Raw genomic sequence first — 13,986 nt, forward strand, 5'->3', positions numbered from 1 at the left:
CGCCATGACCCATTCCGTGAGCAGCGACGTCCGCCGGATGCAGGTTTCGATCGTCATTCCGGTTTTCAACGCCGAGACGAACCTGCCAGAGCTGTATCGCCAATTGATGCCGGCGATGGAAAGCCTGGTCGAGCGCTTCGAAGTCATCATGGTCGAAGACGGCAGCCGCGATCGCTCGTGGGATGTGATCAGCGCTCTGTCGGCACGAGATCCGCGCGTCCGTGGCTTTCGGATGAGCCGCAACTATGGCCAGCACAACGCGCTCTTGTGCGGCATTCGAGCTGCGAAGTACGGCGTGATCCTCACCATGGACGATGACCTGCAGCACCCCGTCAGCGAAATTTCGCTGCTGCTCCAAGCGCTGCTACAAGGACACGATGTCGTCTATGGCAGCTCGAATGACAATCAGCACGACCTGTGGCGTAACGTGGCGTCGCGCATGACCAAGCTTGCGCTGCAAAGGGCGATGGGCGCCAGCTCCGCATCCCAGGTCAGCGCGTTTCGCGCATTCCCGACGAGGCTGCGCGATGCCTTCCATGACTATCGCAGCCCCTCCGTTTCCATCGATGCGCTGCTGACTTGGGCAACCACCCGCTTCACTGCGGTGAGCGTCAAGCACGCGCCGCGGCTGAGCGGCACGTCGAACTACACTGTGCGCAAGCTGATTACGCACGCCTTCAACCTGATGACGGGCTTCAGCACCATGCCGCTGAAGCTCGCGAGCGTCATCGGCTTCGGCTTCACGCTGTTCGGCTTCGCCGTGCTCGCCTGGGTGCTGGGCCGCTACTTCATTCAAGGCACCAGTGTTCCCGGCTTTCCGTTCCTGGCATCGCTGATCGCCATCTTCTCCGGCGCGCAGATGTTCACCCTCGGCATCTTCGGCGAGTACCTCGCCCGTATGTATGGACGCTCCATGGAGCGACCGACGTACGTGGTGCTGGAGACCAGCGAACAATCGGCCGAGCCGGCGAACGTCGCGCACCGGGCGCCCTCGCGACGCGAAGCATGAACTTCGATTTCACCATCGAATCGATTCGTACGCCGGCGCTCGAGCTGGACTATCACCTGGTGCCCTGGGACAGCGAGATCTTCGGCACGTCAGTGGCACAGGTCAGCCGTATCGAAGTTAAAGACCCGACTCGCGCGGCGATGGCGTATCGGCAATTCGTCGAGTGGCGCGCCGCGCAGAACATTCAACTCTGCGCTTGCCGCTTGCCCTCCGACCGGCTGGCGGAGTCGATGTTTCTTCAGGGCGACGGCTTTCGTTTCATCGAGCTGAATTATCTGCCTCGCCTGGCCGATCTGCAGCAACGATCATTCGAGAGCGAGGGCATCGAGATTGCGCCCGCAGTCGACTCGGACCGTGAAACGCTCGCCGACATGGCGGGGCAAGTCCTGCGGCATGGCCGCTTCCATCAGGACCCGCGCATCGATCCCGCATTGGGCGACAAACGTTATCGTGTGTGGATGATGAATGCATTCGGCCGCCCGACGCAGACGGTCCTGAAGTGCTCGCTCGAAGGCCGAGCGGTGGCGTTTTTCGTGATCGAACGTCCCGAGCCGAAGCATTGCTTCTGGTCATTGATCGGACTGGCGCCCGGCCTGCAAGGCCAGGGATTGGGCAAACGGGTGTGGAACGCAATGCTGCGCCATCACCGTGCACATGGCATCGAGCTGGTCACAACCAGCATCTCTTCCCTGAATGTCGCCGTCTTCAATTTGTATGTCTCGCTCGGCTTTCGCTTCCCCGCTCCATCGCTGACGCTGCAGTGGCGGCCACCGGATGCAGCGGTGCTGAGCTGAGCGGAGCGCCGACAGTGCAGACCTTGCATCAGCTGGTTCGCTACGGCCTGGTAGGCCTGGTATCGAACGCACTGCTCTACGCCGCGTATCTGCTGTTGAGTGACGCTGGTTTGGGTCACAAACTTGCGATGAGCCTCGTGTATTGCGTCGGCGTCATCATTACCTTCGCACTCAATCGAAGCTGGACGTTCCGACACGATGCCGCGGCTGTCGCGACGTTCTGGCGTTACGTGCTGACCTACGCCGCGGGCTACATATTCAATCTGGTCGCGCTGTGGCTGCTCGTCGACCTCGGCCGGCTGCCGCACCAGTGGGCCATGGCGGCACTGATCGCCGTGACGGCGGTTTTGATTTTCAGCGCGCAGAAGTTCTGGGTCTTTGCCGCCCGGCGGCCAGCACTGCTTCCCCCTTCCTGACCACGAGTTGCTCGTATGGCGTACCGCATTCCATTCAACAAGCCCTTCGTGGTCGGCACGGAACTGAGCTACATCGGCCAGTGCCTGGAGGAAGCCAAACTGTGCGGCGACGGCCGCTTCACCAAAGAGTGCCAGGAGCTCATGCAACGCGAGTTCAGCGCGACGCAGGTGCTGCTGACGACCTCGGGAACCTCGGCACTGGAAATGGCCGCAATGCTGTGCGAGCTGGAGCCCGGCGATGAGGTCGTCATGCCATCGTACACGTTCGTCTCGACGGCGAATGCTTTCGTTTTGCGTGGCGCGAAGCCGGTGTTCGTGGATATCCGCACCGACACCAAGAACATCGACGAAGCGTTGATCGAAGCAGCGATCACGCCTCGCACCCGCGCCATCGTGCCAGTCCACTATGCCGGCGTAGCCTGCGAGATGGACGCTATCAACGCGATCGCTGCGCGCCACGACCTGCGTGTCGTCGAGGATGCTGCACAGGGAGTCGATGCCACCTATCGCGGCGCTTACCTCGGCACCTTGGGCGATTTCGGCGCCTACAGCTTTCACGAGACCAAGAATTTCGTGTGCGGCGAAGGCGGCGCGCTGGTGACGACTCGCGCCGAGGCTATCGAGCGCGCGGAAATCATCCGGGAAAAAGGCACCAATCGCAGTCAGTTCTTCCGTGGCCAGGTGGATAAATACACCTGGGTCGACGTCGGCTCCTCGTTCCTCTCCTCGGACATCCTCGCCGCGTTCCTGCTGGCGCAGCTACAGAACAAGCAACGGATCACATCGCTGCGCAAACGGGTTTACGAAACGTATGCGCGGCAGTTGCAGCGACTCGAGCAGCGCGGGCTGATGAGCTTGCCGGTGGTGCCCGACCATTGCGGCACGAACTACCACATGTTTTATATCGTGCTGGAGAGTCTGGAGATTCGCACTCGCCTGATCGAACACCTGCGCAAGGCCGGCATTCTGGCGGTATTTCACTACGTGCCGCTGCACACCGCGCCGATGGGACTCGGGATGGGATATCGCGCCGGCATGCTGCCGCTCACCGAATCGATCAGCGATCGCCTGCTGCGGCTGCCGTTGTACGCCGGGCTGTCGAGCGAGGAGCAGGACAGCGTCATCTCGGAAATCTTCGCCTTCTTCGGCGTTGGTTAGCGCCTGGCCGTTTCTTTGTTACGGTACAGCCACCACCAGTCGCTGCGCGCCACCAATTCCACCGCGTCGAGCTTTTGCTTGAAAATGTAGCTGCCGAGATCGGCGTCGGCCTTGACCAGGAAGTAGTCGTAATTGGCGCCGCCGTGCGCTTCCCAATCGAACGCCGTCGGGTCCCAGCTCACTTGCTCGTCGATTCGCGGCCCCGCGTCGCGCTTGTATCTCGCCATCTGCGAGTAGAAATCTGCGAAATTGAAATCGACGATGCCGCCGCGCTTGGCCTGATACCAAGCCGGAAAGTGCAAATACACCGGCAATGCGAACAGCGGGCTCTGCTTGTCGTAGACCATTGCTGCGACCCGGCGACCCGGCTCCATGTGCCCGACCATCCGATCGAACGATTCGGTCTCGCGAGCGAATGCCGCGAAGCGCCCGGTGTTCAAGAACATCCACAGCAAGATCAGAGGCATGACGAGCCAGTCGGGCCGGCGCGTACCGGCCGGCGGCGCATCCCACAGCAGCAGCCACAACGGCACGAGGAAGATGCCGAGGCGCTGATAGAAATAGGCGGTGCTGAAAACGTAGTGCGGCGCCGTCATGAACACTGCCAGCCCCAGCAGCAACGGTAACCAGCGCTGTGGCTGGCGATTCAACTTCGAGCCCATCAGCCACGGCATCAGCACGACCGAGCCGGTCACGAGTACACAAGTGAACAGCGCCAATGAATCCTGCCCGGCGGGCTGCATCAACAACTGCATCAGACGGAAACTGACGGGTCCGAACACCACCGGGTCACTGCTGACGCGCGCTTCGTTGGTGTAAGTCACAAACATCCAGACGGCGATCAGCGGCAGCGGCGCGGTGTACGGCAACCATCTCAGCGCCAGCCCCTTCCAGTCGCGATAGTGGGCGCCGGCGATGTAGCCCAACGCCAGCATCGAGGCAAATCCCAGCACGATGATGTGGCAGAAGAACAGCGCCAGCGAGGCCATCGCCACCCAGACGCCTCGTCGCACGCTGGGCGCGGCGGCGAATCGAATCGCCTGAATGAAGAACAGCAGGCCGAAAGGCACCGCGACCAGGAACGACAGGAATCCCCAGTAAAACGCATAACCGAACGCGCACGGGATCGCCAGCCACTTCCAGCGCTCGTCCGCGCCGGCCGCTCGCAGCAGCGCGGCGGTGAGCAAAGGAATCGAGATCAGCGAGAGCGATACCAGCAGCTGGGCGGCAACAGCGACCGGCAGCACCGTGGAGCCGGCGTACAGGAGCATGTAGCCCAGCAGGTACGGCGTAAACCAATTCACATCGAACAGCTGGGTGAACGCCGCGTTGCCCGCCCATATTTCGCGCAGGGCCGCGATCTGGGCCGCGTGCTGTGGCATGTCGACCATGGGCAGGTTCTGCCCGAACCACAGCGGAGCGATCGACAATAGCACCGCAGCCATGAACAACCGGTTGTTGCCCACTGAAATCGTCTGCGCCAGCTGGGATGAAAACTGAGGCGTGAGTCGCTCTGTGCTTTCAGTCATCCGGTTAACATATCCCATCATCGGCGCACGGCCGCGAGAACCACTACACAGTTCGGACCATGCACACGCCACGCAAACTTCCTTGGACTCTGATCGCCACCTGGCTGCTGGTCAGCGCGGTGGCAATGGCGGCGTCCTGCCTGACGTATCCGGCGGCCACCTTGAACGGCGAGTACGTGCCGGTCGGCAACGACGCGTTCTATCACGCACGCCGCATCCTGGACACGGTGCGCGATCCGAGCTCGTTTTATGAGTTCGATGCCCATATCCACGCGCCCGAAGGCAGCCTGCTCACCTGGCCCTGGGGATTCGATTACGCGTTGGCGCACATTACGCGCGGCGCCATGGCGCTCGGGCTGAGCGACGATCCGATGGCGATCCTGGTCTGGATCCCGGTCCTGGCGTTCGCAATCAATATCGGACTGTTGTTCGCGATCACTCGTCAATTGCCGCTCTCGCCAGCGTTCACTGTGCTCGCCGGGCTGGCGATGGCAGTGGCGCCGACCAATCAGCTACTGCACGGAGTCGGTGAGTTCGATCATCACTTCGCCGAGCTCAGCTTCATTCTGGCCGCTCTGGCGGCCGGGCTCGCCTGGCTGCGCAAGCCTGAGAGTCAGCTGCGCGCGGCGTTGGCTGCCGTCGTTCTGGGCCTGGCGCCAGCGGTACAGAATGGATTGTTCATCATCCAGTTGCCGCTGCTGGCCACGCTATTCGTACTGTGGCTGCAAAACCGGACCGTGCCGGCGCGCAGCGGCCTGACTTTCGCGCTGACTCTGCTGCTCTCGACGCTGGCGATAGTGCTGCCTTCCGAGCCAGCTCGGCTCGGCCGCTTCGAGTTCTACACGCTGTCCTGGTTTCACCTTTACATCGCGGCGTGCTCGGCGGTGACCGTGACCTTGCTGAGTCGATTGCAGGCCACCCGTAACGGCATCCTGATGTTCGCGCTCATCAGCGTAGCGCTGCTGATCCCGATCGTGACGGAGCTGCCGATCGCGCAGGAATTCATCACCGGCACGCCGACGCCGTTGAAACTCATCACCGAGATGGAACCGCCGCTGCGCGCCGGGCTGCGCAACGGGATGGCCTACATCGCGGACTACTATTCCAGCCTCATCTTCCTGGTTCCGCTGACCATGCTGTTGTGCGCATACAAAGGATTTCGGGAGCGCAGCAGTCCGCGGTTGTTGTTCTGGGTCACCTCCTTGATGGGGCTGGCGCTGCTCGTGTCGCAAATGCGGATGCACTACTTCGGCGGATTTGCGCTGTTGCTGCCCTGGCTGATCGTTCTGCAGGAGTTCTGTGACAGAGCGCCCCAACACTTCAAGAAAACGGTGCTGCTCACGGCACTGGCGCTAGTGCTGCTTTATTACCCGCCATTGCGCCATCAACTCGTCGCGCCAATGTCGGTGGCGAATGACCTCTCATTTCGCGAGACGCGCCCCATGCTCGCCACCATCGCCAAGGCCTGTGCGGAGGACCCCGGCGTCATCCTGGCAGACAGCAACATCGGGCACTACATCCGCTTCTACTCGGACTGCTCGGTCGTCGCCAACAACTTCCTGCTCACCAAGCAGCATTTCGACAAGATCGACCAGATGCAGCACCTGTTCACGCTGACGCCGGAGCAGCTGATGAAAGAGGCGCCGTGGGTGAAGTATGTGCTCATCCGTCCTGGGGACATCATGGAGCAAGCTGACGGGCAGCTCACATTCTCATTCATTGGCCCGACGCCTTACCTGGCGAAGCTGATGTATGAGGAGCACAGCCCGGCGGCGCAGCACAGCCCGGTGCCCGACGGGCTGGAGCTGGTGGGGCAAGTGCGCTTGCCCGGCCTGTACAACGTACCTTATGCCACGTTGTACAAAGTCCACGCGAAACAGCCGCCGGCAGTTTCGTCGGCGAACGACGTCGGAGAGTGACGTCCTTTGTCACTTACTGGCATGAAGCGCTCATCCGTCGCCTGAACCGGCGCCGAGCAAGAGCTGGACGCTCCGGCAAAATTCAGGTCGTTTCAGTGACTTATCGAAGTCAGAAAAGTTGGCATGCTGCTTGCTAATTCTTCGCCCGCAGGCACTCGATGCCGCGAGAGTTCGAATTTTCATCCCGAGGGAGACGTTGACAATGTTGAAGCAGATCCAAAAGGGTTTCACCCTGATCGAATTGATGATCGTGGTCGCGATCATCGGCATTCTGGCGGCCATCGCCATTCCCGCCTACCAGGACTACACGATCCGTTCGCAGGTCTCTGAGGGCCTGTCGCTCGCCGCTGCCGCCAAGGCTGCCGTGGCCGAGTCGTTCTCTCAGCGCGGCGTTGCTCCGGACAACCGCACGGTGGCCGGCATGTCGGCAACTGCGACCGACACGAAGGGCAAGTATGTGACTTCGGTCGAAGTGGCCGCCGGCCGCATCGACATCACCTACGGCAACAACGTGAACCGCGTCATCAACGGCACGATCCTGAGCATCACCCCGTACGAAACTCAGGACCAGTCTGTGGTGTGGCGTTGTGGCAATGCCGGCCTGCCGAGCGGCGTGACCAACACGATGGGTCAGGGCCGTGGCACCACCCCGACGTATGCAGCGGGCAACCTGGCGGACCTGCAGAACGGCAAGTACGTGCCGAGCGCCTGCCGCGCTGGCAACTAAGCCGAATCGATGTAAATCGACTGGAAGGGGGCCTCACGGCCCCCTTCTTCTTTTGGGGCGCACGCCGGGACTGTGATCGAGATCGCGTTCACTGCGCGATCGACTGTACAGAATATCGCAGTATCGCCGGACGTGGGCCGACCGTGGACGCTGAACGATGCCCGCTCAATTCAGGGAATAATCGCCGCGGCCTGCTGCAAAATCGCGATTGATCGCTCGAGACCTTTACCGCCAGACTAGTCAGAGTTTCACTTTGGGTTGGCCCGCCGCATGGCAGAGAACGTCGCACCTTCCATTCCACGACGGGTAGTCCTTCAGGGACTGCCGCAGCGGCTCATTCAGGATGGCCTGGTGGATGAAGCCACCATGACCCAGACGCTGGAGAACCTGAAGGAGTCGGATACCAACCTGGTGTCCCACCTCGTCTCTCAGGGCATCGCCGACGCCAAGGAGATCGCGATCGCGGCCTCGCAGGAGTTCGGCGCGCCGCTGTTGGATCTCGACGCGGTTCAGCTCGACCTCGACGCCGTCAAACTGGTTTCCGACAAGCTGCTCGCCAAGCATCGCGTGTTGCCGCTGATGAAGCGCGGCAAGCGCCTGTTCGTCGCGGTCTCCGATCCCACCAACCTGCACGCGCTGGACGAGATCAAGTTCCAGACCGGGCTGTCCATCGAAGCGGTGGTCGTCGAAGAGGACAAGCTGCAGAAGATCGCCAACAAGACCATGGAGCAGGTCGATACGCAGATGCCGGCGTTGGCGGATGACGATCTGGACCTGGAAAACCTCGATGTCTCCGGCGGCGACGAGGACGAAGCTCCAACGGCCGCCGGCCGCGACGACGTTGAAGACGCGCCCATCGTGCGCTTCGTCAACAAAGTGCTGCTCGATGCGATCAAGCGCGGCGCCTCCGATATCCACTTCGAGCCGTACGAAAAGTCATATCGCATTCGTTTGCGTCTCGACGGCTTCCTGAAAGAGATCGCCAGCCCGCCGGTGCAATTGGCCGTGAAGCTCGCGGCTCGCATCAAGGTCATGTCGCGTCTGGACATCGCGGAACGTCGCGTCCCGCAGGACGGCCGCATCAAGATGCGCATCTCGAAGAATCGCGCCATCGACTTCCGCGTGAGCACCTGTCCCACGCTGTTCGGCGAAAAGATCGTCGCGCGTATTCTCGATCCTTCCAGCGCCATGCTCGGCATCGACGCGCTCGGCTATGAAGAGGCTCAGCGAGATCTGTATTTGAAGACGCTGGCGCAGCCGCACGGCATGATTCTGGTCACCGGCCCCACCGGTAGCGGCAAAACCGTGTCGCTATACACCGGCTTGAACATCCTCAACAAAGAGGACACGAACATTTCCACCGCCGAGGATCCGGCGGAAATCAACTTGCCTGGCGTCAACCAGGTCAACGTCAATCCCAAGGTCGGTTTGACGTTTGCATCGGCGCTGCGCGCCTTCCTGCGTCAGGACCCGGACGTGATCATGGTCGGCGAAATCCGAGACCTGGAGACCGCCGAAATAGCGATCAAGGCCGCCCAGACCGGCCACCTGGTTCTGTCCACCTTGCACACCAACGACGCGCCGAAGACGTTGACCCGTCTGATCGACATGGGCGTGAAGCCTTACGCGATCGCAACCTCGGTGTCGCTGATCATCGCGCAGCGTCTCGCGCGCCGGTTGTGCAACAACTGCAAAGTGCCGCTGGAGATGCCGGCCGAAGCCCTGCTCAAGGAAGGCTTCACGCAGGAAGAAATCGACGAAGGCATCCAGATCTACAAACCGGTCGGCTGCAGCTCGTGCACCGACGGCTACAAGGGCCGTACCGGTTTGTATCAAGTCATGCCGGTGTCCGAAGAAATCCAGCGCATCATCCTGCAGGACGGCAATGCGGTGGATATCGCTGCGCAGTCTGCGAAGGAAGGCATCTGGGACCTACGCAAGTCGGGTCTCGCCAAAGTGAAGGCCGGCATCACCAGCCTGGAAGAAGTCAATCAGTGCACGGTCGAGTGACCGCGCCTTACTTGCATAGTCATCGAGCAAGGACCTAGACCATGGCCCAAGTAGCATCCAGCCAGCAGTTCCCATACGTTTGGGAAGGCACGGATAAAAAAGGCAAGCGCATCAAGGGAAAGATGCTCGCCGCATCCGAAGCAGCGGTCAAAGCCGACCTGCGCCGCCAGGGCGTCCTCGCGAAGAGCGTGCGCAAGGAAGTGCAGCTGTTCAAGAGCGGCAAGAAAGTGGATGCCGCCGATATCGCGCTGTTCGCACGTCAGCTCGCCACCATGCTGCAAGCTGGTATTCCGATGGTGCAATGTTTCGACATCATCGGTAACGGCCACGAAAAGCCGTCGATGCAGAAGCTGGTGCTGGCCATCAAGGCCGACATCGAGTCGGGCACCTCGCTGCACGAAGCGCTGGGCAAGCATCCGCTGTACTTCGACGATTTGTTCGTGAACCTGGTGGAAGCCGGCGAGCAGGCCGGTGCGCTCGAGACGCTGCTCGACAAGATCGCGACCTACAAGGAAAAGACCGAAGCACTGAAGAAGAAAATCAAGAAGGCGCTGTTCTATCCCGCCGCCGTGCTGGCAGTCGCCGTCATCGTCACCATCATCCTGCTGATCTTCGTGATCCCGCAGTTCGAGTCGCTGTTCCAGGGCTTCGGCGCCGATCTGCCTGCGTTCACGCAGATGGTCATCAACATGTCGAAGTTCGTGCAGTCCAAGGGTGTGTTCCTGGCCCTGGTCGCCGGCGGCGCAGGCTATGCGTTCTTCTACTTCAAGAAGCGCTCTCGCCCGATGCGTCGCGCCCTCGATCGCATGATGCTCAAGGCGCCGGTGATCGGACCGATCATGGAAAAGGCCGCAATCGCACGTTATTCCCGCACGCTCGCGACCATGTTCGCCGCCGGCGTGCCGCTGGTCGAGGCGCTGACCTCCGTCGCCGGCGCGACTGGCAACATCGTGTACGAGGAAGGCACGCTGAAGATTCGCGACGAGGTGTCGACCGGTCAGCGCCTGCAACGCTCGATGGAATCGACCGGGCTGTTCCCCAACATGGTCATCCAGATGATCGCGGTCGGCGAGGAATCCGGCTCGCTGGACGCCATGGCCGGCAAGGTGGCGGACTTCTATGAAGCCGACGTGGATGCGGCCGTGGATGCAATGAGCAGCTTGCTCGAGCCGCTCATCATGGCCATCCTCGGCGTGCTGGTCGGCGGCCTGGTGATCGCGATGTATCTGCCGATCTTCAAGCTCGGCGCGGTGGTGTAAGCTCCGCCCGCAACTTCATAACAAACGAACGCCGCGCCCTCCTTTGAGGAGTGGCGCGGCGTTTTTTTAGCGATCATGCAAGACCTGCTGGGATTCCTGCTGTACCTGCTGAGCTCCTCGCCGACGGCGTGGATCGTAACGATGCTGGTGCTCGGCCTGCTGGTGGGCAGCTTTCTGAACGTGGTTATCCACCGCCTGCCCATCATGAAGGAGCGGGAATGGCACGAGATGGCGCGGGATACGCTCGGCCCGGACCTCTACGATCCGCCCCGCGACGCGACCGAGAAGCCTCAGCCGTATAACCTCCTCGTCCCTCGCTCGGCCTGTCCGAAATGCGGCGCGCAGATCACGGCGCTGCAGAACATTCCGATCGTCAGTTATCTGTTCCTGCGCGGCGCGTGCGCCAATTGCAGGACCAGGATCCCCATTCGCTATCCGGTGGTCGAATTCGTCACCGGCGTGCTGTCGGCTGCGGTGGCCTGGAAGTTCGGCGTCACCTGGTACTGCGCAGCAGCCCTGATCCTCACCTGGGCTTTGGTGGCACTGACCGTCATCGACCTCGACCGCATGCTGCTGCTCGATGACATCACGCTACCGTTGCTGTGGATCGGCCTGTTGCTGAGCGTCGCACCGACGCTGCCGCAGTTCGGTCTGCCCGTGGATGCGCACTCCGCCATCCTTGGCGCGGCCGTCGGCTACGTGAGCTTGTGGGCGGTCAACAAAGCCTACAAGGCGATCGCCAAGCAGGACGGCATGGGCTACGGCGACTTCAAGCTGTTCGCCGCGTTCGGCGCGTGGTTTGGCTGGCAGAAACTGCTGCTGATCATCCTGATGTCCGCATTCACGGGCGCAGCGGTCGGCATCGCGCTGATGATCGCCCAGGGCCGCAACAGGAAGCTTGCCATTCCGTTCGGCCCCTTCCTCGCCGCCGCTGGCTGGATCGTATTGATGTGGGGCGATCGGCTGATGGCCGTGTACTGGTATCGCGCCAGCTGATTCAGCTCACAACTCCCGAACGGGCGCATTGCCCGCCCCGCGCCGGCCTCCTACACTGGCCGAGATGAATCCGAATGCCCACAAGAATTTCCGGCCGCTATTGATAGCGCTGACTGGCGGCATCGCCAGCGGCAAGAGCGCCGTCGCGGAAATCTTCGCGCAGCTCGGCGCACCGGTCCTCGATACCGATCAAATCGCGCGCGACGTGGTGGAGCCTGGCACTCCTACTCTGGCCAAGCTCGTTGCGGAATTCGGCAGCGAGATTCTCGATGCGAACGGGCGTCTCGATCGCAGCCGCATGCGCACGCGTGTGTTCGCCGATCCTGCTCAACGCAAACGGCTCGAAGCGATCACGCATCCGGCGATTCGAGAAGAATTGGCGGCACGCGCTCAACGTGCGCAAGGTCCCTATCAAATTCACGTCATTCCGTTGCTCATCGAGAGCGGACGCGCCGAGTTATACGATCGCGTGTTGCTGGTCGACACCAGCGAAGAAGCACAGCTGAAACGATTGCTGGCGCGCGACGGATCGAGCGAGGAACAAGCTCGGCAGATTCTCGCAGCGCAAGCTTCACGCGAGGACCGTCTGGATGCCGCCGATGACGTGATCGTCAACACCGGCACGCTGCAGGATCTGCACAAATTCGTGCAGACCCTGCACCGCAATTACACCGTGCTGTCCGAGCGCATCAACGCTCAGAACTTATAAGCCAGCTGCGCGCTGATAATATCGACGGCCGAGGTCTGCTCGCCAATCAAGAAGCCGCGCGCCAAGGCGTTGCCGTCATTCTGGTTCAAGGGCACATCGTCAGCGAACAGATGCGCATAGCCCACATCGACGACCCATGCGTCGCCGGGATTCCATTGAGCGCCGATGGCCACCCAAGTGCGCTCCGAATCGGGCAGGCGCGCGGTACGCGTGCTGTCCGGAACATTCGTCTCGTCGAAAGCGAGACCGCCGCGCAGCTTCCATTGATCGTTGAGTTGATACGTCGCGCCAAGCGCATACCGCCAGGTGTCTTCCCAATGCTCCGGCGTCACTGACAACACTGTGCCGGTGTCGCGCACGATGCGCAGCTCTTGAATGCTGCTCCAACCGGTCCAGGCGATATCGGCCATCAACTCGACCCGGCCCATGCGGTGATAGAACGAAGCCGTGGCAATGTCGGGCAGCTTCAGATCCACACTTGCCGGACCGGTCGCGAGCGTTGCGCCTGGCGCAGAAGCAGCCGCGATGATGCCGTTACCGATCGCATTCGTCGATGTCGGAGCCGTGAAGCGAGCCGACCCTTCGAGCGTGTAATCGATCGTCGAGCGATACGACAAGCCAATGCGCGTGTCGTCGGAGAACTCGAACAACACACCGGCGTTCCATCCCCAAGCGCTGTCATCGCCACGCACGGCAGTGTGTCCCTCGAGATTCCCGTTGGCTGCCAGGATGGTCGGCACGGCAACGGCCGGCACCTGGCCTGCAGCCACCAATGTTTGCAAGCCCTGCGCGACGACGGCGGTGTAGTTCACCGCGTTGGTGAGCTCAGCCTGAATGCGCTGATAGTCCGCACCGATGCCGAAGCTCAGCTGCTTGTTCACTCGCCACGAGAGCGACGGATTGAAGTTATAAGTCTGGATCTCGTTATTGAGCGCCTGGAAGCGCCCCATCCAGCCGTTCTCATATTCGAGCTTCAGACCGAACGGCGCGTTGACGCCAAAGCCGAAGGCGAACTGATCGTTGATGGGCAACGCGAAATATGCAGCGGGCACGGCGTTCCAATCGCCAGCATCGCCGCCCTCGCCGCCCAGCGGTTGCCCGAGCGCTGGCAGGGAGCTGTCGTTGTTGAATTCGGAATTGATGAGCACGCCGCTCGCCACGACGAGCAATTGCGTATCGGTCAGCCTCGCCATGCCGGCGGGGTTGTAAAAAATCGTGGTGGCGTCGTCGGCGCTGGCAGCGGTGCCGGCGAATGCAGTACCGAGCCGGCTTGCGCTCTGTTCGAGCAATGCGAAGCCGGACGCAAACACGCTGGACGATGCACAACATAGCAGCATGCCGACAGGCAATACGTACCGGCGGCGCGGCATCGCGCAATTCACCGCAGACCTGATTTGTTCGTTCATGGTGTCAACCAACACTGTTTACGGGAGACGAATGCAAGAGAAATGAACGCGCGC

Annotated in this window: 12 protein-coding genes; 10 read left to right on the plus strand and 2 right to left on the minus strand. The window is 61.5% G+C overall.

Translation table 11 applies throughout. The features are described from left to right. Positions 1–4 precede the first annotated feature (4 nt). From EK373_RS00905 to rffA, 4 genes are read left to right on the plus strand one after another with little or no spacing between them, the layout of a single operon-like run. A complete protein-coding gene (locus tag EK373_RS00905) occupies positions 5–1,009 on the plus strand; it encodes a glycosyltransferase family 2 protein (RefSeq protein WP_198682996.1) in 1,005 nt (334 codons plus the stop codon). Next, entirely contained in the window at positions 1,006–1,803 is a 798-nt protein-coding gene (locus EK373_RS00910; RefSeq protein ID WP_129640879.1) for a GNAT family N-acetyltransferase, read from the plus strand. The genes EK373_RS00905 and EK373_RS00910 overlap by 4 nt, the downstream gene beginning before the upstream one ends. Before the next feature lie 14 nt (positions 1,804–1,817). Further along, positions 1,818–2,219: a GtrA family protein gene (locus EK373_RS00915; RefSeq protein ID WP_129640880.1), complete on the plus strand. Its 402-nt coding sequence runs from the start codon at positions 1,818–1,820 to the stop codon at positions 2,217–2,219. A 15-nt stretch (positions 2,220–2,234) separates the two neighbouring features. Further along, positions 2,235–3,377: a dTDP-4-amino-4,6-dideoxygalactose transaminase gene (rffA, locus tag EK373_RS00920; protein ID WP_129640881.1), complete on the plus strand. Its 1,143-nt coding sequence runs from the start codon at positions 2,235–2,237 to the stop codon at positions 3,375–3,377. Here rffA and EK373_RS00925 read toward each other — a convergent pair. Then, complete coding sequence (locus tag EK373_RS00925; RefSeq protein WP_129640882.1) at positions 3,374–4,906, minus strand: hypothetical protein; 1,533 nt, start codon at positions 4,904–4,906, stop codon at positions 3,374–3,376. The two genes, rffA and EK373_RS00925, sit on opposite strands and share 4 nt — an antisense overlap. 59 nt (positions 4,907–4,965) lie before the next feature. Here EK373_RS00925 and EK373_RS00930 point away from each other — a divergent pair, with 59 nt between their 5' ends. From EK373_RS00930 to coaE, 6 genes are all read left to right on the plus strand, one after another. Beyond that, positions 4,966–6,825 (plus strand): hypothetical protein, encoded by a 1,860-nt coding sequence (locus EK373_RS00930; RefSeq protein ID WP_129640883.1) that lies wholly within the window; start codon positions 4,966–4,968, stop codon positions 6,823–6,825. A gap of 202 nt (positions 6,826–7,027) precedes the next feature. After that, the gene (locus EK373_RS00935; RefSeq protein WP_129640884.1) at positions 7,028–7,552 is read left to right on the plus strand and encodes a pilin; all 525 of its coding nucleotides are present in this window, start codon (positions 7,028–7,030) and stop codon (positions 7,550–7,552) included. A 270-nt stretch (positions 7,553–7,822) separates the two neighbouring features. Continuing rightward, the gene (gene pilB, locus EK373_RS00940) at positions 7,823–9,562 is read left to right on the plus strand and encodes a type IV-A pilus assembly ATPase PilB (protein ID WP_129640885.1); all 1,740 of its coding nucleotides are present in this window, start codon (positions 7,823–7,825) and stop codon (positions 9,560–9,562) included. 41 nt (positions 9,563–9,603) lie between these two features. Next, entirely contained in the window at positions 9,604–10,821 is a 1,218-nt protein-coding gene (locus EK373_RS00945; RefSeq protein WP_129640886.1) for a type II secretion system F family protein, read from the plus strand. A 75-nt stretch (positions 10,822–10,896) separates the two neighbouring features. Next, on the plus strand, positions 10,897–11,817 hold the full coding sequence (locus tag EK373_RS00950) for a prepilin peptidase (protein ID WP_129640887.1): 921 nt from the start codon (positions 10,897–10,899) through the stop codon (positions 11,815–11,817). A 64-nt stretch (positions 11,818–11,881) separates the two neighbouring features. Then, a complete protein-coding gene (coaE, locus tag EK373_RS00955; RefSeq protein WP_129640888.1) occupies positions 11,882–12,526 on the plus strand; it encodes a dephospho-CoA kinase in 645 nt (214 codons plus the stop codon). On the opposite strand, the gene EK373_RS00960 is transcribed toward coaE, so the two are convergent. Further along, positions 12,514–13,932: an OmpP1/FadL family transporter gene (locus EK373_RS00960; protein ID WP_129640889.1), complete on the minus strand. Its 1,419-nt coding sequence runs from the start codon at positions 13,930–13,932 to the stop codon at positions 12,514–12,516. The two genes, coaE and EK373_RS00960, sit on opposite strands and share 13 nt — an antisense overlap. Positions 13,933–13,986: the final 54 nt, after the last annotated feature.

Source organism: Peristeroidobacter agariperforans, assembly GCF_004138335.1.
Lineage (GTDB): Bacteria > Pseudomonadota > Gammaproteobacteria > Steroidobacterales > Steroidobacteraceae > Steroidobacter > Steroidobacter agariperforans.

Bases quoted from the DNA above. Each gene is read 5' to 3' on its own strand.
- EK373_RS00950 (WP_129640887.1), top strand. From the start codon at position 10,897: ATGCAAGACCTGCTGGGATTCCTGCTGTACCTGCTGAGCTCCTCGCCG.
- EK373_RS00945 (WP_129640886.1), top strand. From the start codon at position 9,604: ATGGCCCAAGTAGCATCCAGCCAGCAGTTCCCATACGTTTGGGAAGGC.
- EK373_RS00910 (WP_129640879.1), top strand. From the start codon at position 1,006: ATGAACTTCGATTTCACCATCGAATCGATTCGTACGCCGGCGCTCGAG.
- EK373_RS00930 (WP_129640883.1), top strand. From the start codon at position 4,966: ATGCACACGCCACGCAAACTTCCTTGGACTCTGATCGCCACCTGGCTG.
- EK373_RS00935 (WP_129640884.1), top strand. From the start codon at position 7,028: ATGTTGAAGCAGATCCAAAAGGGTTTCACCCTGATCGAATTGATGATC.
- coaE (WP_129640888.1), top strand. From the start codon at position 11,882: ATGAATCCGAATGCCCACAAGAATTTCCGGCCGCTATTGATAGCGCTG.
- pilB (WP_129640885.1), top strand. From the start codon at position 7,823: ATGGCAGAGAACGTCGCACCTTCCATTCCACGACGGGTAGTCCTTCAG.
- rffA (WP_129640881.1), top strand. From the start codon at position 2,235: ATGGCGTACCGCATTCCATTCAACAAGCCCTTCGTGGTCGGCACGGAA.
- EK373_RS00905 (WP_198682996.1), top strand. From the start codon at position 5: ATGACCCATTCCGTGAGCAGCGACGTCCGCCGGATGCAGGTTTCGATC.
- EK373_RS00925 (WP_129640882.1), bottom strand. From the start codon at position 4,906: ATGACTGAAAGCACAGAGCGACTCACGCCTCAGTTTTCATCCCAGCTG.
- EK373_RS00960 (WP_129640889.1), bottom strand. From the start codon at position 13,932: ATGAACGAACAAATCAGGTCTGCGGTGAATTGCGCGATGCCGCGCCGC.